General features: G+C 60.2%; 22 protein-coding genes and 1 pseudogene. 16 read left to right on the forward strand and 7 right to left on the reverse strand.

Translation table 11 applies throughout. From position 1 onward, the window contains the following. Window positions 1-52: 52 nt before the first annotated feature. Window positions 53-1,024 (forward strand): annotated as a pseudogene (locus tag BLR20_RS28335) (methyl-accepting chemotaxis protein); the annotation flags it as partial. A gap of 141 nt (window positions 1,025-1,165) precedes the next feature. Then, window positions 1,166-1,879 (forward strand): methyl-accepting chemotaxis protein, encoded by a 714-nt coding sequence (locus BLR20_RS28340; protein WP_372436450.1) that lies wholly within the window; start codon window positions 1,166-1,168, stop codon window positions 1,877-1,879. 81 nt (window positions 1,880-1,960) lie between these two features. Here the strand turns inward: BLR20_RS28340 and BLR20_RS02795 are convergent, their stop codons facing one another. Continuing rightward, window positions 1,961-2,866, reverse strand: a complete 906-nt coding sequence (locus tag BLR20_RS02795; RefSeq protein ID WP_010429879.1) for a LysR family transcriptional regulator — start codon at window positions 2,864-2,866, stop codon at window positions 1,961-1,963. Between the two features lie 103 nt (window positions 2,867-2,969). Here BLR20_RS02795 and BLR20_RS02800 point away from each other — a divergent pair, with 103 nt between their 5' ends. Both BLR20_RS02800 and BLR20_RS02805 read left to right on the forward strand, forming a co-directional pair. After that, the gene (locus BLR20_RS02800; RefSeq protein WP_054992886.1) at window positions 2,970-4,172 is read left to right on the forward strand and encodes an aspartate aminotransferase family protein; all 1,203 of its coding nucleotides are present in this window, start codon (window positions 2,970-2,972) and stop codon (window positions 4,170-4,172) included. Window positions 4,173-4,296: 124 nt separating this feature from the next. Then, entirely contained in the window at window positions 4,297-4,842 is a 546-nt protein-coding gene (locus tag BLR20_RS02805; protein WP_010429882.1) for a DUF4174 domain-containing protein, read from the forward strand. A gap of 53 nt (window positions 4,843-4,895) precedes the next feature. Here the strand turns inward: BLR20_RS02805 and BLR20_RS02810 are convergent, their stop codons facing one another. After that, entirely contained in the window at window positions 4,896-5,336 is a 441-nt protein-coding gene (locus tag BLR20_RS02810) for a CBS domain-containing protein (protein WP_010429884.1), read from the reverse strand. A gap of 222 nt (window positions 5,337-5,558) precedes the next feature. Between BLR20_RS02810 and BLR20_RS02815 the strand changes: the two genes are divergently transcribed. Continuing rightward, window positions 5,559-7,922, forward strand: coding sequence for a DNA polymerase II (locus BLR20_RS02815; RefSeq protein WP_054992885.1), 2,364 nt, complete (start codon window positions 5,559-5,561; stop codon window positions 7,920-7,922). Here BLR20_RS02815 and BLR20_RS02820 read toward each other — a convergent pair. Next, window positions 7,919-8,764, reverse strand: a complete 846-nt coding sequence (locus BLR20_RS02820; RefSeq protein ID WP_054992884.1) for an NAD-dependent protein deacetylase — start codon at window positions 8,762-8,764, stop codon at window positions 7,919-7,921. The genes BLR20_RS02815 and BLR20_RS02820 overlap by 4 nt on opposite strands. Window positions 8,765-8,939: 175 nt before the next feature. On the opposite strand from BLR20_RS02820, the gene BLR20_RS02825 reads away from it, so the two are divergent. Further along, complete coding sequence (locus BLR20_RS02825; RefSeq protein WP_054992883.1) at window positions 8,940-9,782, forward strand: PhzF family phenazine biosynthesis protein; 843 nt, start codon at window positions 8,940-8,942, stop codon at window positions 9,780-9,782. Between the two features lie 53 nt (window positions 9,783-9,835). Here BLR20_RS02825 and BLR20_RS02830 read toward each other — a convergent pair whose 3' ends face one another. Beyond that, window positions 9,836-10,675, reverse strand: a complete 840-nt coding sequence (locus tag BLR20_RS02830) for a TIGR03915 family putative DNA repair protein (protein ID WP_054992882.1) — start codon at window positions 10,673-10,675, stop codon at window positions 9,836-9,838. After that, window positions 10,672-11,892 carry a putative DNA modification/repair radical SAM protein gene (locus tag BLR20_RS02835; RefSeq protein WP_003405604.1) on the reverse strand — a complete coding sequence of 407 codons (1,221 nt, stop codon included), beginning with the start codon at window positions 11,890-11,892 and terminating at the stop codon, window positions 10,672-10,674. The genes BLR20_RS02830 and BLR20_RS02835 overlap by 4 nt, the downstream gene beginning before the upstream one ends. Window positions 11,893-12,105: 213 nt before the next feature. Here BLR20_RS02835 and BLR20_RS27705 point away from each other — a divergent pair, with 213 nt between their 5' ends. From BLR20_RS27705 to BLR20_RS02850, 4 genes are read left to right on the forward strand one after another with little or no spacing between them, the layout of a single operon-like run. Beyond that, window positions 12,106-12,252 (forward strand): hypothetical protein, encoded by a 147-nt coding sequence (locus BLR20_RS27705; protein ID WP_156357947.1) that lies wholly within the window; start codon window positions 12,106-12,108, stop codon window positions 12,250-12,252. Beyond that, the gene (gene aztA, locus BLR20_RS02840) at window positions 12,249-12,998 is read left to right on the forward strand and encodes a zinc ABC transporter ATP-binding protein AztA (RefSeq protein WP_010429896.1); all 750 of its coding nucleotides are present in this window, start codon (window positions 12,249-12,251) and stop codon (window positions 12,996-12,998) included. The genes BLR20_RS27705 and aztA overlap by 4 nt, the downstream gene beginning before the upstream one ends. Beyond that, entirely contained in the window at window positions 12,995-13,864 is an 870-nt protein-coding gene (locus BLR20_RS02845; RefSeq protein WP_010429897.1) for a metal ABC transporter permease, read from the forward strand. The genes aztA and BLR20_RS02845 overlap by 4 nt, the downstream gene beginning before the upstream one ends. A gap of 11 nt (window positions 13,865-13,875) precedes the next feature. Next, window positions 13,876-14,772, forward strand: coding sequence for a metal ABC transporter substrate-binding protein (locus tag BLR20_RS02850; protein WP_054992881.1), 897 nt, complete (start codon window positions 13,876-13,878; stop codon window positions 14,770-14,772). Window positions 14,773-14,822: 50 nt separating this feature from the next. Here the strand turns inward: BLR20_RS02850 and BLR20_RS02855 are convergent, their stop codons facing one another. Next, complete coding sequence (locus BLR20_RS02855) at window positions 14,823-15,971, reverse strand: aldose epimerase family protein (RefSeq protein WP_054992880.1); 1,149 nt, start codon at window positions 15,969-15,971, stop codon at window positions 14,823-14,825. A gap of 280 nt (window positions 15,972-16,251) precedes the next feature. On the opposite strand from BLR20_RS02855, the gene BLR20_RS02860 reads away from it, so the two are divergent. The 4 genes from BLR20_RS02860 (at window position 16,252) to araH (ending at window position 20,915) form a co-directional block, all read left to right on the forward strand. Then, a complete protein-coding gene (locus BLR20_RS02860; protein WP_054992879.1) occupies window positions 16,252-17,124 on the forward strand; it encodes an SMP-30/gluconolactonase/LRE family protein in 873 nt (290 codons plus the stop codon). Between the two features lie 193 nt (window positions 17,125-17,317). Continuing rightward, entirely contained in the window at window positions 17,318-18,331 is a 1,014-nt protein-coding gene (locus BLR20_RS02865) for a substrate-binding domain-containing protein (RefSeq protein WP_032613931.1), read from the forward strand. A gap of 54 nt (window positions 18,332-18,385) precedes the next feature. After that, window positions 18,386-19,909, forward strand: coding sequence for an L-arabinose ABC transporter ATP-binding protein AraG (gene araG / locus BLR20_RS02870; RefSeq protein ID WP_054992878.1), 1,524 nt, complete (start codon window positions 18,386-18,388; stop codon window positions 19,907-19,909). 40 nt (window positions 19,910-19,949) lie between these two features. Further along, window positions 19,950-20,915 (forward strand): L-arabinose ABC transporter permease AraH, encoded by a 966-nt coding sequence (araH, locus tag BLR20_RS02875; protein WP_003405587.1) that lies wholly within the window; start codon window positions 19,950-19,952, stop codon window positions 20,913-20,915. Between the two features lie 156 nt (window positions 20,916-21,071). Here araH and BLR20_RS02880 read toward each other — a convergent pair whose 3' ends face one another. Further along, a complete protein-coding gene (locus BLR20_RS02880) occupies window positions 21,072-22,385 on the reverse strand; it encodes an APC family permease (protein ID WP_054992877.1) in 1,314 nt (437 codons plus the stop codon). 205 nt (window positions 22,386-22,590) lie between these two features. Between BLR20_RS02880 and BLR20_RS02885 the strand changes: the two genes are divergently transcribed. After that, a complete protein-coding gene (locus tag BLR20_RS02885) occupies window positions 22,591-22,833 on the forward strand; it encodes a hypothetical protein (RefSeq protein ID WP_054992876.1) in 243 nt (80 codons plus the stop codon). A gap of 110 nt (window positions 22,834-22,943) precedes the next feature. Next, window positions 22,944-23,804 (forward strand): CAP domain-containing protein, encoded by an 861-nt coding sequence (locus tag BLR20_RS02890; protein WP_054992919.1) that lies wholly within the window; start codon window positions 22,944-22,946, stop codon window positions 23,802-23,804. Window positions 23,805-23,834 lie beyond the last annotated feature (30 nt).

Below are 23,834 nucleotides of genomic sequence, written 5' to 3' on the forward strand. Positions count from 1 at the left end.
TTCTGTCAGGTCCAAGCTTGTGCTCGGGTTTGCTTTGGTCATCGTACTGACGGTGCTGATTGCGCTGACAGGCTGGACAGGCATCACCTCGCTGAGTGAACGAAGCGAGCGGATTTCCGACATCGGCAAGCTCAGCACCCTCACACGGGATGTCCGAATAGCGCGGCTGGCCTATTCGGTCAACTATGACGCCGAGCGCGCCAGCAACTGGCTGAAAGCATTCGAAAGTCTCGAAAGTCACGTGAAGTACGCGCAGAAGGTGTTCGACTCGCCGTTGAACGTACCGCTGGTGAATACTGCCGCAGATGCCTTGAAGGACTACCGCATCCACTACGACAACCTCATGCAGGCAACCGCTGCCCGTGAGGCGACCCGTTCGGTGTTTGGCCAGTACGCCGATGCAGGCGCTGACGATTTGCAAAAGCTGAACGCCGTTGCCCGATCCGATGACGGCACTGCTGCGCAGCGCGACGCCATCGTGCAGGCGATGACGCTGTTCCAGAAAATGCGCTTCGATTTGCGTGGCTACACCTATTCGCTGAAGCCGGAAAACCGTGCCCCAGCGGAAACATCGATGAACACGGTTATCGAGTTTGTCAGAAATCTGCAGGGTTTCGATGGCCAGTCGGCAATCATCAAGCACCTTGTGGACTCTATGCTCAGCTATCAGAACACGCTGAATCAGTTCACCGCGGCGCAGGCCAGGATTGACCAGGCTCAGGCAGGCATCACCAAAGACATCGGCATCCTGTTCGAATGTGCTGACAAGCTGTCCGAGAACCAGGTCAACCTGAGAGTGGAAGATGTGAGTCAGGCCAAGATGCTGCTCTCTGTCTGGCTGATTGCAGCATTGATCATGAGCGCCCTGGCGGCATGGGTCATTACCAACCTTATCGTAGGCCCGCTGCTTGAAACACTGAAGCTGGCCGAGCGTGTCGCTGATGGTGATCTGACGCACAATCAGGTGGTCACCCGCAAGGATGAACTGGGCCTGCTGCAGGGCAGCATGATGCGCATGACCAGCAACCTGCGCGAGCTGATTGGTGGCCTGCGCGATGGCGTGACACAAATCGCCAGCGCCGCCGAACAGTTGTCGGCCGTCACCGAGCAGACCAGCGCCGGCGTCAACAGCCAGAAGAACGAAACCGATCAGGTCGCCACTGCGATGCACGAAATGTCTGCGACTGTCCAGGAAGTCGCACGCAACGCAGAGCAGGCTTCACATGCCGCGGTCAACGCATCGAAAGAAGCTCGCGAAGGAGACGGTGTGGTTTCCAAGGCCGTTGCCCAGATCGAGAAGCTCGCGACTGAAGTCACCCACTCCAAGTCCGCGATGGACGAGCTCAAGAACGAAAGCAACAAGATTGGCGGCGTGCTCGATGTCATCAAAGCCGTTGCCGAGCAGACCAATCTGCTGGCGCTCAATGCTGCAATCGAAGCGGCGCGTGCGGGCGAAGCCGGTCGAGGCTTTGCGGTGGTGGCTGACGAAGTGAGAAGCCTGGCCCAGCGCACTCAGACATCGACCGAAGAGATCGCGGCGTTGATCAGCGGTCTGCATACCCGCACTGCGCAGGTGGCAACGATCCTCGATAACAGTCAGGCACTGACGGCTAACAGCGTCGAACTGACGCGCAATGCGGGTGTTTCCATCAATAACATGACTCAGGCGATCTCGACGATCGAGACGATGAACCACCAGATCGCCGCTGCCGCCGAAGAACAGAGCGCCGTTGCCGAAGAGATCAATCGCAGTGTCCTGAATGTGCGAGACATCTCCGAACAGACGGCTTCTGCCAGTGAAGAGACGGCAGCGTCGAGCGTAGAGCTCGCTCGTCTGGGCGTGCATCTGCAGAGCCTGGTCAGTCGATTCCGGGTCTGACGTTCATTCCCGGTAAACTCCGGCGCGCGCTGCAAAGACTGCGCGCCGGAGTCGAACCGGTGCCCCTCCGGCGTTAAGTTCTTACCGCCCCCAAAGCCCCGTCGCGTACTCCACAAAACTTCTCAGCTTGGGCAATCGATAACGGTCCTGCACGTACAGCAGGTGCGTCGGTCGTCTGGGCAAATGGTAGTCGGGGAACAGTGCAACCAGCCGGCCGTCCTGCAGGTCTCGCTGTACCAGCGCATCCGGAAGCATCACGATCCCCAGGCCAGCCCGGGCCGCCTGATAAAGACCGGCGGAAGTGTTGGCAACCATCGAACCGCTCACCTCCACCAGCACTTCGCCTTCGGCGCCGGTCATACGCCACTGCGTACCGGCAGTGCGCCATTCGTCTCCCGCCGGGTAGGCAAACGCCAGGCAGTTATGCGCGCGAAGATCATCTGGATGGGTCGGCGTACCGTGGCGGGCCAGATAGTCCGGCGCTGCGCAGATGGTCAAGGTGTAATCCTGCAGGGGGCGCGCAATCAGCGGCGAGGATTCTGGGATGTTGCCCAGGCGAATGGCGACGTCAAAACCATTGTCGATCATATCGAGACGCTGGTTAGTCAGTACCAGGTCGAGCCTGACCTCAGGAAAGCGCCGAGAGAATTCGACGAGCGCTGGCGCCAGCACTTCCGAACCGAAGGTCAGTGGCGCGGTGATGCGCAGCGTGCCTGTGGGATCGCCCTGAGCCTGCTCGGCCAGCTGTTCGGACTCGGCCACCAACCCCAGTACCTCGAGGCAACGCTCGTAATACGCGGTACCGAATTCCGTCAGTCGCTGGCGGCGTGTGGTGCGCTGCAACAGGCTGACGCCCAGGCGCTCTTCCAGTGCGCGCAAGTGATTGCTCACCATCGTGGTGGAAATCGAACACGCTTGCGCTGCTGCCGTGAGGCTGCCTGCTTCGACCACTTTCACGTACACCCGCATTGCCTGAAACAAATCCATTATCAATCCTGGCTTTAAAATGATTGAAGTATTTCGCTGTTTATCCATCTGGGCTTGTTAACGATACTGCAAAAACCGAAACATACCCAAGGAGCTTCACCTCATGACCGCCACCTGCCTGATGAGCACTTACCAACCTCTGGCCCTGAGTTTCACTCATGGCCTGGGCACACGTCTGTGGGACCAGAGCGGGCGCGAGTACCTCGACGCCGTGGCAGGCGTGGCAGTGACCAACGTGGGGCACTCGCACCCACTGCTGGTCGAGGCAATTCGTGATCAGGCGGGTCTGCTGTTGCACACCTCCAATCTGTACACCGTCGACTGGCAGCAGTGCCTGGCGCAGAAACTGACGGCCTTGTCGGGGCTAGACGCGGTGTTTTTCAACAATTCCGGTGCCGAGGCCAACGAGACTGCGCTCAAGCTGGCGCGCCTGCATGGCTGGCACAAGTACATCGAACGGCCTCTGGTCGTAGTCATGGAAAACGCCTTTCACGGTCGCACGCTGGGCACGCTGTCGGCCAGCGACGGGCCGGCCGTCCGCCTGGGTTTCAGTACCTTGCCGGGCGATTACATCAAGGTGCCATTTGGCGATCTGGCGGCGTTCGACCAGGTTTGCACGACCTATGGGCACCGGATCTGCGCAGTGCTGGTCGAGCCGATTCAGGGCGAGGGCGGCGCGCAGATGGCCCCGGCCGGGTACCTCAAGGCTTTGAGAGAGCGTTGCACGCGGCGCGACTGGCTGTTGATGCTCGACGAAATCCAGACCGGGATGGGCCGGACCGGCAAGTGGTTTGCCTTTCAGCATGAAGGCATCGTCCCGGACGTCATGACCCTGGCCAAAGGGCTGGGCAACGGTATACCGATTGGTGCCTGCCTGGCGCGGGGCAGGGCGGCGCACCTGTTTACGCCTGGTAGCCACGGCAGTACCTTCGGCGGTAATCCGCTGGCCTGCCGGGTCGGCTGCACGGTGATCGACATCATCGAACAGCAGGCACTGGTGGAAAACGCCGTGCTGCAAGGCCGGCAGCTGCTGGACGGGTTGCGCAATGCGCTGGGTACTCACCCGCACGTGCTGGAAGTGCGTGGCCAGGGGCTGATGATAGGGGTCGAATTGCGCCAGGCGATACCTGAACTGACACGGATTGCCGCCGAAGAACATGGCCTGTTGATCAATGTCACCCGCGGCAAAATCATCCGCCTGTTGCCACCCTTGGTGCTGGACACCGCTGACGTGGCGCAGATTGTCCAGGGCCTGACTGCAAGCATCGAGAGCGCTTGTTATCGGTCGTTTGCACGCTCCGCCTGACATAACGGATTACTGAAAAGGACTACATCGGGCTGTACCGGGATGACCCATATGCGGTAGAACAGACCGGCATCGCGTCGGTCTGTACGCGATGGCTACCCAATGGATTTGAAAGGAGCCCACCATGTTAATCCGGTCCCTGACCCTCGCCACCCTGCTTGTCGCTGCCGGTACAGCGCTTGCAGCTGACAGCGACGGCCCTCTGGCACAGGAGCGCGGCAAGTCGCGTCCCTTGATCATCATCGCCCCAAGCACCATCGATCCGGTACTGGTCAAGCTCAGGAAGTCACTGGACGAGCCTGCCAACCGTGAGGCCTTTGCGCAGCGCAATATGGTGCTGTTCACGGTGGTCAACACCATGGGGGAACGCGACGGCAAAAGCATGGACCCGCAGTCGACCATGGCATTGATCCGCGAGCTGAAGCTGGGGGCAGGCGTGGGGACCAAGGTCATTCTGGTGGGCAAGGACGGCGAGAAAAAGATTGATAAGACTGTCGAAAAGTCGGAATCGATAGATCCCAAGGAGATCTTCGCCACCATCGATCAGATGCCGATGCGCGAGCAGGAAGCCGCAGCGCCTGCTCCCGAGCCGCCGGCCAAACCCGCGCCTGCCGAGAAACCGGCCAAGCCGGTCAAGGGCGGAGCGCCCGGCAAGACGCTGGACGACTGAGTGAACGGCGTGGCGCGCGGCAATCGCGCGCTGCGTCTGATGCGCTGCTCAGTTCATTCGCCGCGAATGTATTGCTCGAGCTGTTGAATAAGACTCGCCTGTTCTGCAATGGCTTCCTTCACCAGGTCACCGATGGACAGCAGGCCCAGCAACTTTCCGCCTTCCACCACCGGCAGGTGGCGCAAATGGCTGTCGGTCATGATGCCCATGCACGCATCGACGCTGCGTTGCGAGTCGACCGTAATCACCTTGCTGCTCATGATGTCCCTCACCGGTGTGCCCACTGACGAGCGTCCCTTGAGGACCACCTTGCGCGCATAGTCGCGTTCGCTGATGACCCCGACCACCACGCTGCCCTCGACCACCGGCAGCGCACCGATGTTCTTTTCAGCCATTAACTTCAGTGCGTCGAGCACCATCTGATCAGGCCCGATGGTATGCACTTGCTGGTTCTGCAGGTCTTTCAATTTCAGTAACTGGGCGACGGTTTTCATGGGGCTCTCCGTGATCGGACCTGAATGGCTGTAGTGCACTGCCAGAACCACTACAGAATCATCCAGCGGGCAGAATCGAGCAAGCAGTAAATAAGGATCACGGGAATAGGAGGAATCAATTATCCGCGCCCTCAATGTGCCGCTAATTCGCCTGCCGGGCGCGCCTTTAGCCTCATAGCCAAGTAGAATCATCTGTTTCACCGGGCGGACGAGGTAACAGCGTTGGATGTTCAGCAGGGCTTCATCCTGAGTCGGCACTGGAAAGATACGCCCGCCGGGACCGAGGTCGACTTCTGGCTGGCCACCGATCAGGGCCCGCGCCATATCCGCCTGCCTTGCCAGCCCTCGGTCGCCTTTATTCCCGCCGAGCAGGGTGAGCGAGCCCGATCGTTGTTGCGCACCGAGCGTGGCGTCGAGCTGCGTCCGCTGGAACTCTGTGATTTCCGTCACCGCCCGGTGCTGGGTGTGTATTGCCAGCAGCACCGCCAGTTGATGAACATCGAAAAGCTGCTGCGCAGAGGCAATGTTGACGTCTACGAAGCGGACATTCGCCCGCCCGAACGCTACCTGATGGAGCGCTTCATCACCGCGCCGGTGCAGTTTGGCGGCACGCCGGATGCCGATGGCGTGCTCTGCGATGCGCAGATCAAGCCATCGCCCGATTACCGTCCCAACCTGAAACTGGTCTCGCTGGATATTGAAACCACCGCACGTGGCGAGCTGTATTCGATTGCTCTGGAGGGCTGTGGTCAGCGCCAGGTCTACATGCTGGGGCCGGCCAATGGTGGCGACGAGGCGCTGGATTTTCAACTCGACTATTGCGATACCCGCGCACAATTGCTCGAGCGTCTGAACGACTGGCTCTCCCTGCATGACCCTGACGCGATTATCGGCTGGAACGTTATCCAGTTCGATTTACGCGTTCTGCATGAGCATGCCCAGCGCCTGCAAGTGCCGCTAAAACTTGGGCGTGGCGGTGAAGCAATGGGCTGGCGTGAGCACGGCAGTCGCAACAACCACTTTTTTGCCGAAGTGAGCGGGCGGCTGATCATCGACGGGATCGAGGCATTGCGCTCGGCGACCTGGAGTTTTCCATCGTTCAGCCTCGAATACGTCGCGCAGACCCTGCTGGGCGAAGGCAAGGCCATCGACACACCTTATCAGCGCATGGACGAAATCAACCGCATGTTCGCTGAGGACAAGCCGGCGCTGGCGCGTTACAACATCAAGGACTGCGAATTGGTGACGCGCATCTTTGCCAAGACGCAACTGTTGACCTTTCTGCTCGAGCGCGCCACAGTCACCGGTCTGCCTGCCGATCGCAGCGGTGGTTCGGTTGCTGCGTTCTGCCATCTGTATATCCCGCTGATGCATCGCCAGGGTTTCGTTGCGCCCAACCTGGGCGAGCGCCTGCCGGAGGCCAGCCCCGGCGGTTTTGTCATGGATTCCCAGCCAGGGTTGTATGAGTCGGTGCTGGTGCTGGACTACAAGAGCCTATATCCGTCGATCATTCGCACCTTTCTGATTGATCCGGTGGGCTTGATCGAAGGCCTTCGGCACCCGGCGGACAGCGAGTCGGTGCCAGGCTTTCGCGGCGCGCGCTTTTCGCGCACCCGTCACAGCCTGCCAGCCATTGTCGAGCGTGTGTGGCAGGGGCGGGAAGCCGCCAAGCGCGAGCAGAACGCCCCGTTGTCCCAGGCGCTGAAAATCATCATGAATGCCTTTTACGGTGTGCTGGGTTCGAGCGGCTGCCGCTTTTTCGATCCGCGCCTGGCCTCATCGATCACCCTGCGCGGGCATGAAATCATGCTCAAGACCCGCGACCTCATTCAGGCGCAGGGCTACACCGTGATCTATGGCGATACCGACTCGACATTCGTCTGGCTGGGCCGTCCTCACGGGCAGGAAGAGGCGGCAGGCATCGGCAAGGCGCTGGTGCAGCAGGTCAACCAGTGGTGGCGCGAGCACCTGCACGCCGAGTACGGTTTGCACAGCGCTCTTGAGCTGCAATACGAAACGCATTTTCGACGCTTCCTGATGCCTACCGTGCGCGGTGCGGAGGAGGGCAGCAAGAAGCGTTATGCCGGTCTGGTGACCCGTGCTGACGGGTCCGAGGAGATGGTCTACAAGGGCCTTGAAACCGTGCGCACCGACTGGTCGCCACTGGCTCAGCAGTTTCAGCAGGAGCTGTACTTGCGGATATTCAAGCGCCAGCCGTATCAGGATTACGTGCGTGACTACGTGCAGCGCACCCTGTCAGGCGAGCTGGATGACCTGTTGATCTACCGCAAGCGCCTGCGTCGCAAGCTCGATGACTACCAGCGCAATGTGCCGCCCCATGTGCGCGCCGCGCGGCTGGCCGACGAATACAACGACCAGCAGGGGCGACCGCGTCAGTATCAGAGTGGCGGCTGGATCAGCTACGTGATGACTACCGCCGGGCCGGAGCCGCTGGAAATTCGTCACGCCCCGATCGACTACGATCACTACGTGACTCGTCAGTTGCAACCGCTGGCTGACGCGATCCTGCCGTTCGTGGACGACGATTTCAGCACCCTGATCGGCGGGCAATTGGGGCTGTTCTAACGCGAAACCAGCTGCTCGGCCAGCCACGGCAATACCTGCTCGCAGGACGCTTCGATCTTCATTGCAAGCAGTTCGTCCGCCCGGGTCTTGCCATGGTTGATGGCGATGACCGGCTTGCCCTGTTCGGCCATGGCCTTGCACAGGCGGAACGCCGACCAGGCCATCAGTGACGTGCCGACCACCAGCAGACCTTCGGCCTCCTCGACACTCTGTGTAGCCCTGGCAGCGGTCTGCGCGGCAACGTTTTCACCGAAGAACACCACGTCCGGCTTGAGCCTGTCGCCTTCACAGTGCAGGCAGCGGGGCACCTTGAAGCTGGCTTCGAAAGCCGGGTCGAGCAGGGTGTCGCCGTCCGGGGCCTGTGTCGCGTGGACGCCGATCAGATAAGGGTTGTGCTCCAGCAGCTGCTCTTGAATGGCTGCCCGGTCGCTGCGCTGCTGGCAATCCAGGCACAGCACCCGGTGCAGACTGCCGTGCAGTTCGATGACGTCCCGGCTTCCAGCCTGCGTGTGGAGCGTATCGACGTTCTGGGTGATCAGTCCGGTAATGGCGTTTTCTGCCTGCAGCGCAGCCAGGGCCTGATGCGCGGCATTGGCCCGTGCCGCGCGGATACGCGGCCAGCCGAGCATGGCGCGTGCCCAGTAGCGCTGGCGCGCTACCGGGTTGCCGAGGAATTCCTGATACATCATCGGCTGTTTGCCGCGCCGCACGCCGTCCTTGTCGCGGTAGTCCGGAATGCCGGATGCGGTGCTGATGCCCGCGCCGGTCACCACCAGAAACGGTTTGTCGGCCATCGCCTGGCATAGCGTGTCGAGCAGATCTCGGGTTGCGCTGTCGAGCATGTTTGAACCTCGGGTTGCCTGCCTCTTGTGACTGGACACATTATCATCTGGCGTGCAGGTAGCGTGGCGGCTGCTACAGCTGTGAGCCGCTTTGGCTGAGGTGGGTTCAATATCCCGTTGTTCAACCGGCGGCGGACGTGGCAATCTGATTTTTTTATACCGGAAAGGAAGCCTGATGCGCTCGTTCGATTTCAAACAACTGGATGTCTTCACTGATCAGCCTCTGCTCGGCAATCCACTGGCCGTGGTGCTGGGCGCTGACGGGCTCAGTGACGAGCAGATGGCCGCCTTTGCCCGCTGGACCAACCTGAGCGAAACCACGTTTCTGCTCGAACCGACAGACCCGCGTGCCGACTATCGCGTGCGCATTTTCACCACCCTTGAAGAGCTGCCGTTCGCCGGCCATCCCACTCTGGGCAGTTGCCACGCCTGGCTGGAAAGCGGTGGCGTACCTCGTGGTGAGGAAATCATTCAGGAATGCGGCATCGGCCTGGTGCGCATCCGCAAGGATGATGCCGGGCTGGCGTTTACCGCGCCGCCGCTGTTGCGCTCAGGTGCCGTGGATGCCGCGTTTGTCGAGCGGATTCGCCTCGGTCTGAAGCTGGCTTCCGAGAGCATTGTGGACGCCCGTTGGGTGGATAACGGCCCGGGTTGGGTCGCACTGCACCTGAAAGACCGTGCGACCGTTCTTGCTCTGCAGCCTGACTACGTTCAACTGGATGGCTTGAAAATCGGCGTTATCGGGGCGTGGGACGCTGATGTGGATGGCACTGAAGCTCAGTTCGAGGTGCGCGCATTTGTTCCCGGCGACGGTATGGCTGAAGACCCGGTGACCGGCAGTCTCAATGCCGGCATCGCTCGCTGGTTTCTGGAAGAAGGCCTGGCACCGGAACGCTACGTCGTCAGTCAGGGCACGGCGCTCGGACGCAAGGGGCGGGTGTCCGTTCAGCGTGCAGGTGAGGATATCTGGGTAGGCGGCTCGACCGTGACCTGCATTGACGGGCGGGTTACGCTTTAGAAGATCGGGCTGGAAGTCCCGTATGAACACCATCGGGCTTCCGTCCCTCGTTCTCAATCCTTCAGCGCAATCTTCTTGCCGCGTCTGGCGGCGATGTCGCTGGCCTGGCCGTCACGCTGCTTGCCGGTGCGGGCCTGGGTGATGAGGGCCGGGATCAGCGGGCCTTCTGGCAGGTTTTTCCAGAAGCGCGAAGGGAAGTGGCCTTCCATGACCTTCGGGTTCAAGCGTGCAGGATTGAAGATGTGGCTGTAGTAGGTCAGCCACAATTCGCCATGCGGGTCTTCCACCTGCTTCGCCATGGTTTGCCAGGCGTGCGGGCAGCGTCGCTCATGAATCAGTTGCTGGCCGTCGTAATACACACCGTCCTGAGGTGTGGCGATCATCCAGCGGTGCTGACCCATGCGGCCGATGAAGTGCTCGCTGGCACTGCGCAGAATATCGTGGACCGGTTCGTGCCACGCCACGTACTGCGGGCGCATCAGCGCTTCGTCGTCAGCCACAGACGGCAGCGCGACAAACCGCAGGAACGCATGCAGGTGGTGGGCCTCACGCCTCACCGATTTCAAGCGGCGATGCAATTCGCTGCCGAGCTTGTCGCCGGCCATCATGGCCGTGCGATCACCGTGGGTCACACGCCACAACACTTCGTACAGCAGGCTCCAGCGCTGATCGCCCCGGTAACGCGAGGCGCTTTCCAGCAACTGCACCAGCTCCAGCGGAACCCTTGCCTGAAATGGCCCGGCTTCCTTGGGGTACTCTTCTTCACTGCCAAACAGGTCGGCGGCATCCGGTGATTTCCAACTGACCTGGCTGGGGTCGATTTCATGGCTCAACAGCCAGCGAGCCTGTTGCCGCCAGGTGTCGAACAGGTCGTCGCAGTCTAGGCAGATCATCCCCACAGCCCCATCTGCTGAGGCTGAGGCCGGTCGCGCAACTGATGATGCAGGAACTCGCTGGTAGTTTCCGCATGCGGCGGGTGGTAATCACTGGTAATGATGAACGGCTTGGCCTTGGCCAGTATGCAGCGCATGCGGGTGAGGTCTTCGTAGCGGATGCGCCGCTGTCTGCGCAGCTCGACCAGCCGCTGTGTGGTGCGGATGCCAATGCCCGGCACTCTGGCGATCAGCGCCGGGTCGGCCTGGTTCAGGTCCAGCGGGAATACCTGCCGGTTGCCCAGCGCCCAGGCCAGCTTGGGGTCGATGTCCAGCGCCAGGTCACCGGGGCCGTCGAGCAGTTCACCCGCGGTGAAACCATAGCCGCGCAGCAGAAAGTCAGCCTGATACAGGCGATGCTCGCGCATCAGGGGCGGTGCCGCCAAGGGGACGCTGTTGGGGCTGTTGGGGATCGGGCTGAACGCAGAATAGTAAACTCGGCGCAGCTTGAAGTTGCTGTACAGCGACTGCGCGCTGTGCAGGATGGTGCTGTCGTCGGTGGCATCGGCACCGACAATCATTTGTGTGCTCTGCCCGGCAGGCGCAAAGCGCGGCGAGCGAGGCTCGTTGCGGACCGTCTGCTCGCCGGTGTAAATCGTCTGCATGGCCTGCTTGATCGACGCGACGTCTTTTTCCGGGGCGAGGGTCTGCAGGCTCAGGTCGGTCGGCAGTTCGATATTGACGCTGAGGCGGTCGGCGTAGCGGCCAGCCTTTTCGATCAGCGCAGGATCGGCGTCAGGGATGGTTTTGAGGTGGATGTAGCCACGAAACTCATGTACTTCGCGCAATAGGCGGGCGACTTCGACCAGTTGCTCCATGGTGTAGTCCGCAGAGCGGATGATCCCGGAACTCAAGAACAGCCCGCTCACGCAATTGCGGCGATAGAAGTCCAGGGTCAGGGTGACCACTTCTTCGGGCGTGAAGCGCGCACGGGGCACATCGCTGGAGCGACGGTTGACGCAGTACTGGCAGTCGTAAAGACAGAAGTTGGTCAGCAGGATTTTCAGCAACGACACGCAACGCCCATCCGGCGTGTAGCTGTGGCAGATGCCCATGCCATTGGTAGAGCCGAGCCCGGACTTGTCCTGCGAGCTGCGCTTGGGTGCTCCACTGCTGGCGCAGGACGCATCGTATTTGGCGGCGTCTGCCAGAATGCTGAGCTTGTCGATAAGCTGCATGAAGTGCCCCTTGACTGTTTGTATATACAGTATAGAGGCACGTGCACTGTCACAAGTACCGCACGGCGGAGTTCTGCGTAGCGATGCCGAACCGGATTCGCGCAGGTGTTTATCGGCATGACTGGAAAGCAAGGTGCCAGCATGAATGTTATTTAATAACACTTGCGAGATCGGTATGTAATACTGTAACAAATAGTTGCAGGTTACTTTTACTTGAAAAATTCTTCTGACGCTTCGACAGCAAGCGCTTCGATAGCGGGCTCTGTGCTGGCCCAGTCGGCCTGGAAGCGGGTCCTGTTTTCCCTGGCGATACTGATATTGCTCTGGCTGGCCATTGGCTGGTCGGTGGCAATTCCATGAGTGCAGCCATCGCTCTGGAAAACCTCACGGTGGCGTACGAGCGCCGTCCTGCAGTGCACCACATCAGCGGGCGCTTCGAGGCAGGTAGCCTGACCGCTATCGTCGGGCCCAACGGTGCGGGAAAATCGACGCTGATCAAGGCCATCGCCGGAACCATGAAGCCCGCTCAGGGGCGCGTTGACCGGGGGCGTCTGGCAACCCGCACGATTGGCTATCTGCCGCAGGCCGCAGAAATCGATCGCAGCTTTCCACTGAGTGTTGCCGATACGGTGTCGATGGGCGCCTGGCACAGCATCGGCCCGTTTCGCAGTCTCACTCGCAATCATGCGCGTCTGACCGGCGAGGCGCTGATGACCGTCGGCCTTGAGGGTTTTGAAGGGCGTAGCGTGGGCTCGCTGTCGTCGGGTCAGTTTCAGCGAGTATTGTTCGCCCGGCTGCTGTTGCAGGACGCCTCGGTGATCCTCCTGGATGAGCCGTTCACTGCCATCGACGCGCGCACCACGCGTGATCTGCTGCAACTGGTGCGTGCCTGGCACGGGCAGGGGCGCACGGTGATTGCGGTACTGCACGATATCGAACAGGTCCGTCAGCACTTTCCGCAAACCTTGCTGATGGCTCGCGAAGCCATCGCCTGGGGCGAGACTTCGCAGGTGCTCAGCGTTGCCAACCTGCGCAAGGCGCGCAACATGGCCGAGTACTGGAGCCCGGATGCCTTGTTGTGTGATGCCGAGGACGAGGACGCATGATGCTCTATAGCCTGGTGGTCGAGCCGTTTATCGAATTCGGTTTCATGCGTCGCGCGCTGGTGGCGTGTCTGGCGCTGGGCATCGGCTCGGGGCCGGTCGGCGTGCTGTTGATGTTGCGGCGCATGAGCCTGGTGGGCGATGCCATGAGCCATGCGGTGCTGCCGGGCGCGGCGGTGGGTTTCATGGTCGCCGGGCTGTCGTTGCCGGCAATGGGTTTCGGTGGCCTGATCGCCGGGCTGGCGGTGGCTTTGCTGTCCGGTCTGGTGAGTCGACTGACGTCGCTGCGTGAAGACGCCAGCTTTGCCAGCTTCTATCTGACCTCATTGGCCGCCGGGGTGCTGATCGTCTCGCTGCACGGTTCCAGCGTCGATCTGCTGCACGTGCTGTTCGGTACCATTCTGGCCATTGATGACACGGCGATCTACATGGTCGGCAGCATTGCCTCCTTCACCCTGATTCTGCTGGCGATCATTTATCGCCCGCTGGTGCTGGAGTGCTTTGATCCGGGCTTTCTGCGTGCAGTCGGCGGGCGTGGTTCGCTGTACCACGTTCTGTTTCTGCTGCTGGTGGTGCTCAACCTGGTCGCAGGCTTTCAGGCGCTAGGCACGCTGATGGCGGTGGGCATGATGATGCTCCCGGCAACCGCCGCTCGTTTCTGGACCAATTCGCTGAGCGGTCTGATGGTCATTTCAACGCTGCTGGCGACCTTGTCCGGGCTGATCGGGCTGATCGTTTCCTACCATCTTGGCGTCGCCTCGGGGCCGGCCATCGTGCTCACGGCCAGTGCGTTCTACGGCACCTCCCTGTTGTTCGGGCGCACGGGCATCGTGCGTCGGCTGTTTCCCAAACCTCACCTGGCTCACTGAAAAGGTACGTCATGAAACGATTGATGATGTTGAGTTCCCTGGCTGCACTGGCGCTGTCGGCATTCGCCAGCCTGGCCCAGGCCAAACCGCTGGAAGCCGTTGCCTCGTTTACGGTCATTGCCGACATGGTCAGTACGGTAGGCGGTGATCGTGTGCACGTTCGATCGCTGATCGGTCCGAATGGCGATCCACACGTCTACGAGCCGACACCCAGTGACGCCCAAGCGTTGAAAAACGCCGATCTTGCGTTTGTCAGCGGCCTGCATCTGGAGGGCTGGATGGATCGTCTCATCAAGGCTTCAGGCTACAAGGGGCAGCCGGTGGTGCTGTCCGAAGGCATCAAGACCCGCAGCATGGATGAGGACGGCAAGCGCATTGTCGACCCGCATGCCTGGAACAGCGCGGCCAATGGCGTGATTTATGTGCGCAACATTATCGCAGCGCTGAAGAAAGCCGATCCGGAAGGGGCCAGCGTGTATCAGGCCAATGGTGATCGCTACATGGCCGAGCTGCAGCAACTGGATACCTACGCTCGCGATCAGATCCGTTCGATTCCGGCTGCCAGACGCAAGATCCTTACCTCTCATGATGCGTTCGGCTACTTCGGCGATGCCTACGGGGTGACCTTCCTGTCGCCGCTGGGCTTGTCTACCGAATCGGAAGCGTCGGCCGCCGATGTGTCGAAACTGATTCGTCAGATCAAGACCGAACATGTCAGTGCCTACTTCTTTGAAAACTCCAGCGACCCGCGTCTGGTCAAGCAGATAGCCGAAGCCAGTGGCGCTCAACCAGGGGGTGAACTGTACGTGGAGTCCTTGTCGCCAGCCGACGGCCCGGCGCCAACCTACGCGAAGATGTTCCGTTACAACGTCGATACCCTGACTGCGGCAATGAAGCGCAATCAGTAAGCCTGAAGCTGCCCGGTGCCCTGATTGCGGGCGCCGGGCAGCTCAACGCTTTAGTCGTTGAGGAATTTAAACACAGTGGTCTGGGTGTAGGCCTTGCCAGGATCCAGTCGGGTGCTGGGGAATTTCGGTTGGTTGGGTGCATCGGGGTAGTGCTGCGTTTCCAGGGTAAAGGCACCCCAGTGCGGGTAGACCTTGCCTGCCTTGCCGTGAATGCTGCCATCCAGGAAGTTACCGGTGTACAGCTGCACGCCGGGCTCTGTGGTGAACAGTTGCAGTCTGCGGCCTGATTGCGGATCGCTGACCTCGGCGGCCAGTTTCTTCACGTCACCCCTGGTGTCGAGCACCCAGTTGAAATCAAACCCGCCTTGCTTGGGTTCGGCGTATTTCAGCTGTTGATGGTCATCCTTGATGTGTTTGCCAAACGCGGTGGGCTTGAGGAAGTCCATGGGCGTGCCAGCCACAGCAGGCAGTTCGCCGGTCGGGATCAGCTTGTCGTTGACCGGGGTATAGTGCGAGGCGTGCAGGGTGGCGACCTGTTTGAGCACATCACCACTGCCAGCGCCGGCCAGGTTGAAATAACTGTGGTTGGTCAGGTTCAGCACCGTCGGTTTGTCGGTGGTGGCGCGGTAGTCGATCTTCAGCTCGTTTTTTTCGTTCAGACTGTAGGTCACTTCGGTCAGCAGGGCTCCTGGAAAACCCATCTCGCCGTCCGGCGACAGATAGGTCAGTTTCACGCCGACCGAATCACCAGTCTTGGTTTCTTCTGCCTTCCACAGTCGCTTGTCAAAACCCTGCGTGCCGCCATGCAGCGCGTTGGTCTTGTCGTTGAGCGGGACCTGATAGGTTTTGCCATCCAGGCTGAATTTGCCGCCAGCCAGCCGGTTGCCGAAGCGGCCGATGGTCGCGCCGAAATACACCGTACCGTTGTTCTGATAGCCCTGAACATCGTCGAAACCGAGGACGATGTCTTCGACCTTTCCGGCCTTGTCAGGTACCAGCAGCGATTGCAGCGTCGCGCCATAGGTGATGATGCTGGCCTGCACGCCGTGACTGTTGCGCAGGGTGTATTTTTCGACGGCCGAGCCGTCGGACAGTTGGCCGAACGTGCTGTGTTCGCTAGAGAGTGCGGCGGCCTGTGCGGTCAGGGTGCTGATCATCAAGGACAGTCCAAGGGTGCTGAGGAGCGCATGTTTTTTCATCTGATCTGCCTGCTTTTATTGTTATTGGTAAGACTATTTGATCGGATTCAAGCCGATGCATGGATGTATAGCCTATAAAATGGAGCTTGAAAAATAAATTGTAATACTATTTAGTAGTGCCATCGTCGCTGAAGGCTTCTGAGCCACCTTAGCCGATCTGCCGGTTTTTTTGTCAGGCAGCCCGAACGCCATGCAACGGCTCGGCGCTGGCAGAGGTTGGACAAGAGCGCGACACAAATATCCAAAAGTGCCTTTACAACAATAACAAAGGACATTTTTCATGAACTGGCTGCCCGTTTCCGAGCACCGTTTCAAGCTGGCCGAAGGCGCCTTCTGGGATGCTGACGAGCAGGCTTTGTATTGGGTCGACATTTCCGGATTTCTGGTGTGTCGGCTGATCGCCGGTCAAGTCCGTCAATGGCGCATGCCCGAGCCGGTCTCTGCATTTATTCCGACCGAACAGGGCGATGCACTGGTGACACTGGCCAGCGGCGTCTATCGCCTGGACCTGGAATCCGACAAGACATCCTTGCTGCCGTTCTGCTTGGCAGACCCCACCCCCGGCAATCGCGCCAACGAAGCCCGGTGCGATGCGCGCGGCCATCTCTGGCTTGGCAGCATGCAGAACAACATCGATGCCGAGGGCGGCGACGTGCCTTTAGTGCGTCGTTCCGGCGGGTTGTTCCGCGTTGAACCTGATGCTCGCGTGACCCGTTTGCTGGACGGGCAGGGCATCGTCAACACCCTGCTATGGAATGAAGAGGGTAGCGTGCTGTACAGCGCCGATACCCTGGACGACGTCATTTATCACTATCCGGTGCTTGCAGACGGTGCTCTGGGGCCACGCAAGGTATGGGCGGCAAAACACGATCGAGGCTCACCCGACGGCTCGGCGATGGATGCCGAAGGGTATGTCTGGAATGCGCGCTGGGGAGGCAATTGCCTGATCCGCTTTGCCCCGGATGGCAGCGTTGACCGCGTTATCGAGCTGCCGGTCAGCCATCCCACCAGTTGCGTATTCGGTGGTCCTGACCTGCAGACGCTGTACGTCACCAGTGCCGCGCCTGCCGATGCAAACGGTCGCTTTGACGGCGCGCTGCTGATGGCGCAGGTTGGCGTCAAGGGCACGCCGTGTCGCCGTTTCGCCGGATGAGCTGTTGAGAAAAATGTCGCGCCGGCGTCTTTTTTGCGACGCCAGCATGATGCTTGAGGCAAGGGTGACATTAGGTTACATAGCGGTCACTCGTTATATGGTATGACTATTTGATCGGTTCTGGACGCTTCGGCGTTTGCAATCGCCACCTCGCTGGTCGCTGTAGCTATTCAATAAAAATAAGGAGTTAGCTATGTTGAGTCGTCACGGGATTCGTTCCCTGTGCTGTGCCGCCGTCACTACTGCCATTCTGGGCATGAGTGGCATCACATCCGCTGCTGAAGAAGTCAAAATCGGCTTTCTGGTCAAGCAGGCTGAAGAACCCTGGTTCCAGACCGAGTGGCAATTCGCCGAAAAAGCCGGGAAAGAGCTTGGCTTCACCGTCATCAAGATTGCCGTTCCCGACGGTGAGAAGACCCTGTCCGCGATCGACAACCTGGCTGCCAACGGCGTCAAAGGTTTCGTGATCTGCCCACCTGACGTTTCGCTGGGCCCTGCCATCGTCGCCAAGGCCAAGGCTAATGGCATGAAGGTCATGGCCGTGGACGACCGCTTCGTCGATGCGAAGGGGAAACCGATGGAGGATGTGCCGTATCTCGGCATGGCGGCTTTCGAGGTTGGCCAGAAACAGGGCGCCGCCATGGCCACTGAAGCGAAGAATCGCAAGTGGGATGAGGGCGACTGGAAAAACACCTACGCGATCATCAACACCTACAGCGAACTCGATACCGGCAAGAAACGCACTGACGGCTCGGTGGATGCGTTGAAAAAAGCAGGCTTGCCAGCCGACCACATTCTGTTTTCTCCGCAAAAGACACTTGATGTTCCTGGAGGCATGGACGCTACCAACTCGGCGCTGCCGAAGCTGCCACGCGAAGCCAAGAACCTCATCATCGGTGGCATGAACGACAACACCGTACTGGGCGGCGTACGTGCCACTTCGGGCGCCGGCTTCGCTGCCACAAACGTGATAGGGATCGGGATCAATGGCACCGATGCCATCGATGAATTGAAGAAAAAAGAAAGCGGCTTCTTTGGTTCGATGCTGCCTAGCCCTGACAAGGAAGGCTACCGCACGGCCGAATACGTGTTCAATTGGGTCACCAAGGGGGTCGAGCCGCCCAAGTACACCGCTATGGATGATGTGACATTGATCACTCGCGAAAACTTCCAGGAAGTGCTGACCAAAATCGGTCTGTGGAAGTGAGCTGAACGAGGGGCCTGATGTTCAGGCCCCTCACACGTGCGAGGAGATTGGTTCATGCAACAGGCTATCGAGCAACACGCCACAGGCGGTGCCTTGCGCTTCAACGGCATCGGCAAGGTCTTCCCCGGCGTCAAGGCGCTTTCGGATATCAGTTTCGAAGCGCGTCCTGGCAGCGTCCACGCATTGATGGGTGAAAACGGTGCCGGTAAATCCACGCTGCTGAAGGTTCTCGGCGGCTCTTATCAGCCCAGTAGCGGCACCTTGCAGATCGGCGAGCAGAGCTATCAGTTCAAGTCCACCGCCGAGAGCATTGCGGCGGGTGTGGCGGTGATTCACCAGGAATTGCATCTGGTGCCGGAAATGACCGTTGCCGAGAACCTGCTGCTCGGGCACATGCTTAATCGTTTCGGTCTGATCAATCGCGGTGCGATGTACCGTCGTGCCGGCGAACTGCTCAAGGGCCTCGCTGACGAGATTGACCCGCGTACACGCCTGGGCGACCTTTCGCTGGGCCAGCGGCAATTGGTCGAAATCGCCAAGGCCATGTCGCGCAATGCCCATGTCATTGCCTTCGACGAGCCCACCAGTAGCCTGTCGGCGCGTGAGATCGACCGACTGATGGCAATCATCGTACGCCTGCGCGACGAGGGCCGAGTGATTCTTTACGTGTCGCATCGCATGGAAGAAATCTTCCGTGTCTGCGATGCGGTGACGGTGTTCAAGGACGGGCGCTTTGTCAAAACGTTCGAGCAAATGGCCGATCTCGACCATGACCGACTGGTGACCTGCATGGTCGGTCGCGATATCCAGAACATCTACAACTACCGTCCGCGCCAGCATCAGGGGCCAAGCCTGCGCGTGACCGGCCTGCTGGGGCCCGGCTTGCATGAGCCGGTCACCTTTGCCGTGCAGAAGGGCGAAGTGCTGGGCTTCTTCGGCCTGGTCGGCGCCGGGCGTACCGAGCTGTTCCGGTTGCTCTCGGGGCTTACCCGCAGCTCTGCAGGCACCCTGCAACTGGACGGCAAACCGCTGACACTAAAGTCACCGCGTGATGCCATCGAAGCCGGAATTCTGCTTTGCCCCGAGGACCGCAAGAAGGAAGGCATCGTGCCGCTGTCCAGCGTTGCGGAGAACATCAACATCGGTGCGCGCCCCCGGCACGTGAACCTTGGCTGCCTGATTCAGGGCCGCTGGGAGCGTGACAACGCGCGCAGCCAGATCAAGTCGATGAACGTCAAGACGCCGTCGCCCGAGCAGCAGATCATGTACCTCTCCGGCGGCAATCAACAGAAGGCGATCCTCGGTCGCTGGTTGTCGATGCCCATGAAAGTCCTGCTGCTGGACGAGCCGACTCGCGGGATCGACGTCGGGGCCAAGTCCGAGATTTACGAGATCATTCACAACCTGGCCGCGGACGGTATTGCGGTGATCGTGGTCTCCAGCGATCTGATGGAAGTGATGGGCATTTCTGACCGTATTCTGGTGATGAGCGAAGGCGCCATCACCGGCGAACTCAATCGCGACGAGGCTGACGAGTCGCGACTCCTGCAATTGGCTCTGCCTCGCACGCGCGGCTGACAATCGGTCCCTGACCATGAACAATAAAAAAGAGGTGCGTATGTCTACCGAATCCAGCCTGCAGGCTCCCCGTCAGGGCATGAACCTGCGTCGTTTTGCCGATGACTGGGTGATGCTCCTGGCTGCCGTGGGGATCTTCCTGCTGTGTGCCGTGTTCATCGATAACTTCATGTCGCCTTTGAATATGCGCGGCCTGGGCCTGGCGATTTCCACTGTAGGTATCGCTGCCTGCACCATGCTCTTCTGCCTGGCGTCCGGGCACTTCGACCTTTCGGTCGGTTCGGTGCTGGCCTGTTCCGGGGTTATCGCCAGTATCGTCATCCGCGACACCGACAGTGTGTTTCTGGGTGTCTCGGCAGCCCTGGCACTCGGCCTGGTAGTAGGCCTGATCAACGGCATCGTGATCGCCAAGCTGCGCATCAACGCCCTGATCACCACCCTGGCAACGATGCAGATCGTGCGCGGCCTGGCGTACATTTTCTCCAACGGCAAGGCCGTCGGCGTTTCCAACGAGGATTTCTTCATCTTTGGCAACGGCCAGGTATACGGCGTGCCGGTACCGATTTTGATCACCATTGCCTGCTTCATATTTTTCGGCTGGTTGCTCAATTACACCACTTACGGGCGCAACACCATGGCCATCGGCGGCAATCAGGAAGCCGCGCTGCTGGCGGGTGTACACGTAGACCGCACCAAGATAATCATTTTCGCCGTCCACGGCCTGGTCGGTGCGCTGGCGGGTGTGGTGCTGGCCTCACGCATGACCTCGGGACAGCCGATGATCGGGCAGGGCTTCGAGCTGACGATCATTTCTGCCTGCGTGTTGGGTGGTGTTTCGCTGAGTGGCGGTATCGGCATGATCCGTCATGTGATCGCCGGTGTACTGATTCTGGCGATCATCGAGAATGCGATGAACCTCAAGAACATCGACACCTTCTACCAGTACGTGATTCGCGGCACGATCTTGCTGCTGGCGGTGATCATTGACCGGATGAAGCGTCGCTGACTTGAACAGGGCGCTGGTTCTAATGAATCAGCGCCGCGGTTTCATACCGGATTCAGTCCCTTGTTACGCTTCATCAACCGCCAAAAGTGTCACTACTGTGGTAGTTGAAATAGCAAACCTCTCCTGCATGCGCTCTTGATTCGTGCCTGTCGCGTTTCAGCGGGAATGCGAAGCGAGCGCCGAGCTGCCCAGCCGGGTCAGTCCGTAAAGCGCAGCACCGACCGCCAGCATGATGCCTGCCCGCAGCCAGGTTTCCGGACCTTGCTGGGTGAGCAGCAACAGGCACGAAAGAATGCCCAGCAGCGGAATGACCCAGTGGACCTGAAAGTGCCCGGCTTCGACCTTGTCGCGCTTGAGTACCAGCACGGCGACGTTCACGCTGAGAAACACAAAGAGCAGCAACAGCACGACGGTCTCGGCGAGGATGGTCAGGGTGCTGGTGAAGGACAGGGCAATGGCTACCAGCGTGGTCGCCAGAATCGCCAGCCCCGGCGTGCGGCGCTTGGGCAGAACCGACCCCATCACCGCAGGTAACAGGCCTTCGCGAGCCATGCCGAAGGTCAGGCGGCTGGCCATGATCATGGTCAGCAGCGCGCCGTTGGCGACAGCAATCAATGCAATGACCGCAAACCAGGGCGCAGGTATGCCGAGGCCCGAGGCACTGACCACGTCCATCAGTGGCGCTTGCGAATCCTTCAACTGCTCGACGGGCAAGACCATCGCTGCCCCCACGCCGACCAGCATGTAGACCGCGCCGGCAGCCAGCAGCGCGCCGAACAGGGCTCGTGGATAGACCCTGCGCACATCCTTGATCTCTTCGGCAAGATTGGCCGAAGTTTCAAAGCCCACGAACGAATAGAAGGCCAGCAGCGATGCGCCGAGGATCGCTGTAGCAGGTGAGGCGGTATCCAGTTCGAACACCCGTTGTGGCACGCCTTGCCCCTGGCTGACGAACCATACTGCCGCTGCGATCACCATCAGCAGGCCGCTCAGCTCGATGACCGTCATGACCAGATTGGCTGAAAGCGATTCCTTGATACCGCGTGCATTGAGCAGGCCGACGATGACCAGAAATGCCACACAGACCCACTGCGCAGGCCAGTCGAGCAGCGCCTGGAAGTAAACGCCGGCAAACGCCACGGCCAGCCCGGCGGCGCTGGTAACGCCTGCCGCAACCATGGAAAAGCCAACCAGAAACGATAGCAGCGGTTTGCCGAAGGCTTTTTCGGCGTACACCGCGGCACCGCCTGCACGCGGGTATTTGGTCACCAGTTCGGCGTAGGACGCCGCGGTCAGCAATGCAAAGCACAGGGCGATCAGCAAGGGCGCCCAGATGGCTCCGCCGACGCGTCCGGCGATCGTGCCTGCCAACGCGTAAACGCCGGCCCCCAGCACGTCGCCAAGGATGAACAGGGTCAGCATGGGCGCCGTGATGGCCCGGCGCAGCGATGAAGTCTCGGCAGTGGCCATGGTCAAGGATTCCTTTCTCTACAGGTGCAGGTATCAACAGCAGAGCGTCGCGCGGCAGGTAAATTCAAAACGATCGGGACTGGCCTGGACCAGCGGCGCTGTTAGCGGCTTGAAGCTGCAATAAACACTGTCCGCAAAAAAGATGGAGCATTGCGTGGCGGAGGGGTCTCAATGAGACATTTGATGAATCAGCCAAGAGGCGAACATGAGTAATAGCAGCCAGCAGCAGTTCAGGTCAGTCTGCGCAACCTTGCAATCGTTGCGCAAGCAAGTGGGTGATCTGCAGCTCAGTGAACTCGAGCGTGCCGACAGCCTGCGCGGCCATCAGACAGTGGACGACAGGGAGGCCATTCAACAATCGTTCGTGGCACTTGAACAGGCTATCGATGATATGGAAGTAACGCTTGCCAGCATTGGTGAGGCCACTGGAGAGATTGGCAAGCTGTAAGCGCATGGCGGTGCCGTCCTCAAGCGCGCAGCGTGAACCATAAGCGATTTTCCGGGTCTTATCTCGACCCTGAAATGCATGCCACGCCTTTCCTCTTCGAGTCCGTTCTCATGCCCGCATTGCCCCGTTGTTCCTGGCGCATCTGCTTGTACCTGGTCCCGTTGTTGCCCCTGTACGCGGGCTCTGTCAGCGCTGCCGAAGAGCGACAACTGGTCCAGGCGATCAACGATTTCCGGGGCCAACCGCAGCGTTGCGAAGCGCGGACCACAAACATCTCCAGAGCCTTGGCGCTCAATTCCAGCGTGGCATTGCCGATCGGCTTCAGCGGTAATTTACGTGATTCACTCAAGGCATCCGGCTATCAGGCGGTCACTGTGCGGACCTTGCGACTGGCCGGCGCGCAAAGCGCCGGTGCAGCCTTCGACATGCTCAGGAGCCGCTATTGCGGCGCGTTGCTCGATCCGCAATACGCTGACATCGGCATCACCCGGCAGGGTGGTGACTGGCGCGTGGTGCTGGCCAAGCCGTTGATCGACGAGAGCCTTGAAGATGCGCGCTCGGCTGCACAGGCGCTGCTGGCGCAGGTCAATGCCGCGCGTGCCGAGCCACGCCTGTGTGGCAAGCGGCCTTTTCCGTCGGCTCGGCCGTTGAGCTGGAATACCACACTGGAAACTGCCGCGCAGGGGCACAGCCAGTCGATGGCCAGCGAGAATTACTTTACCCACCGCGGTTTTGATAATGACTCGCCAGCGGATCGCGCGCGTGCTGCCGGTTACGGCGGACGGCAGATCGGTGAAAACATCGCCGCAGGGCAGAGCACGGCCAGCAAGGCCATGGCGAGCTGGCTGGCCAGCCCGGGGCATTGCGCCAACCTGATGAACCCGATGTTTACCGAAGTCGGCGCAGCTTATGCGACAGCTACCAACGCTGACTACGGCGTGTACTGGACGATGCTGTTCGGAGCGCCCTGACCGGCAGCCAGCACCGCAGCGACTTTGTTC

The sequence above is a fragment of the Pseudomonas congelans genome (assembly GCF_900103225.1).
GTDB classification, from domain to species: domain Bacteria; phylum Pseudomonadota; class Gammaproteobacteria; order Pseudomonadales; family Pseudomonadaceae; genus Aquipseudomonas; species Aquipseudomonas congelans.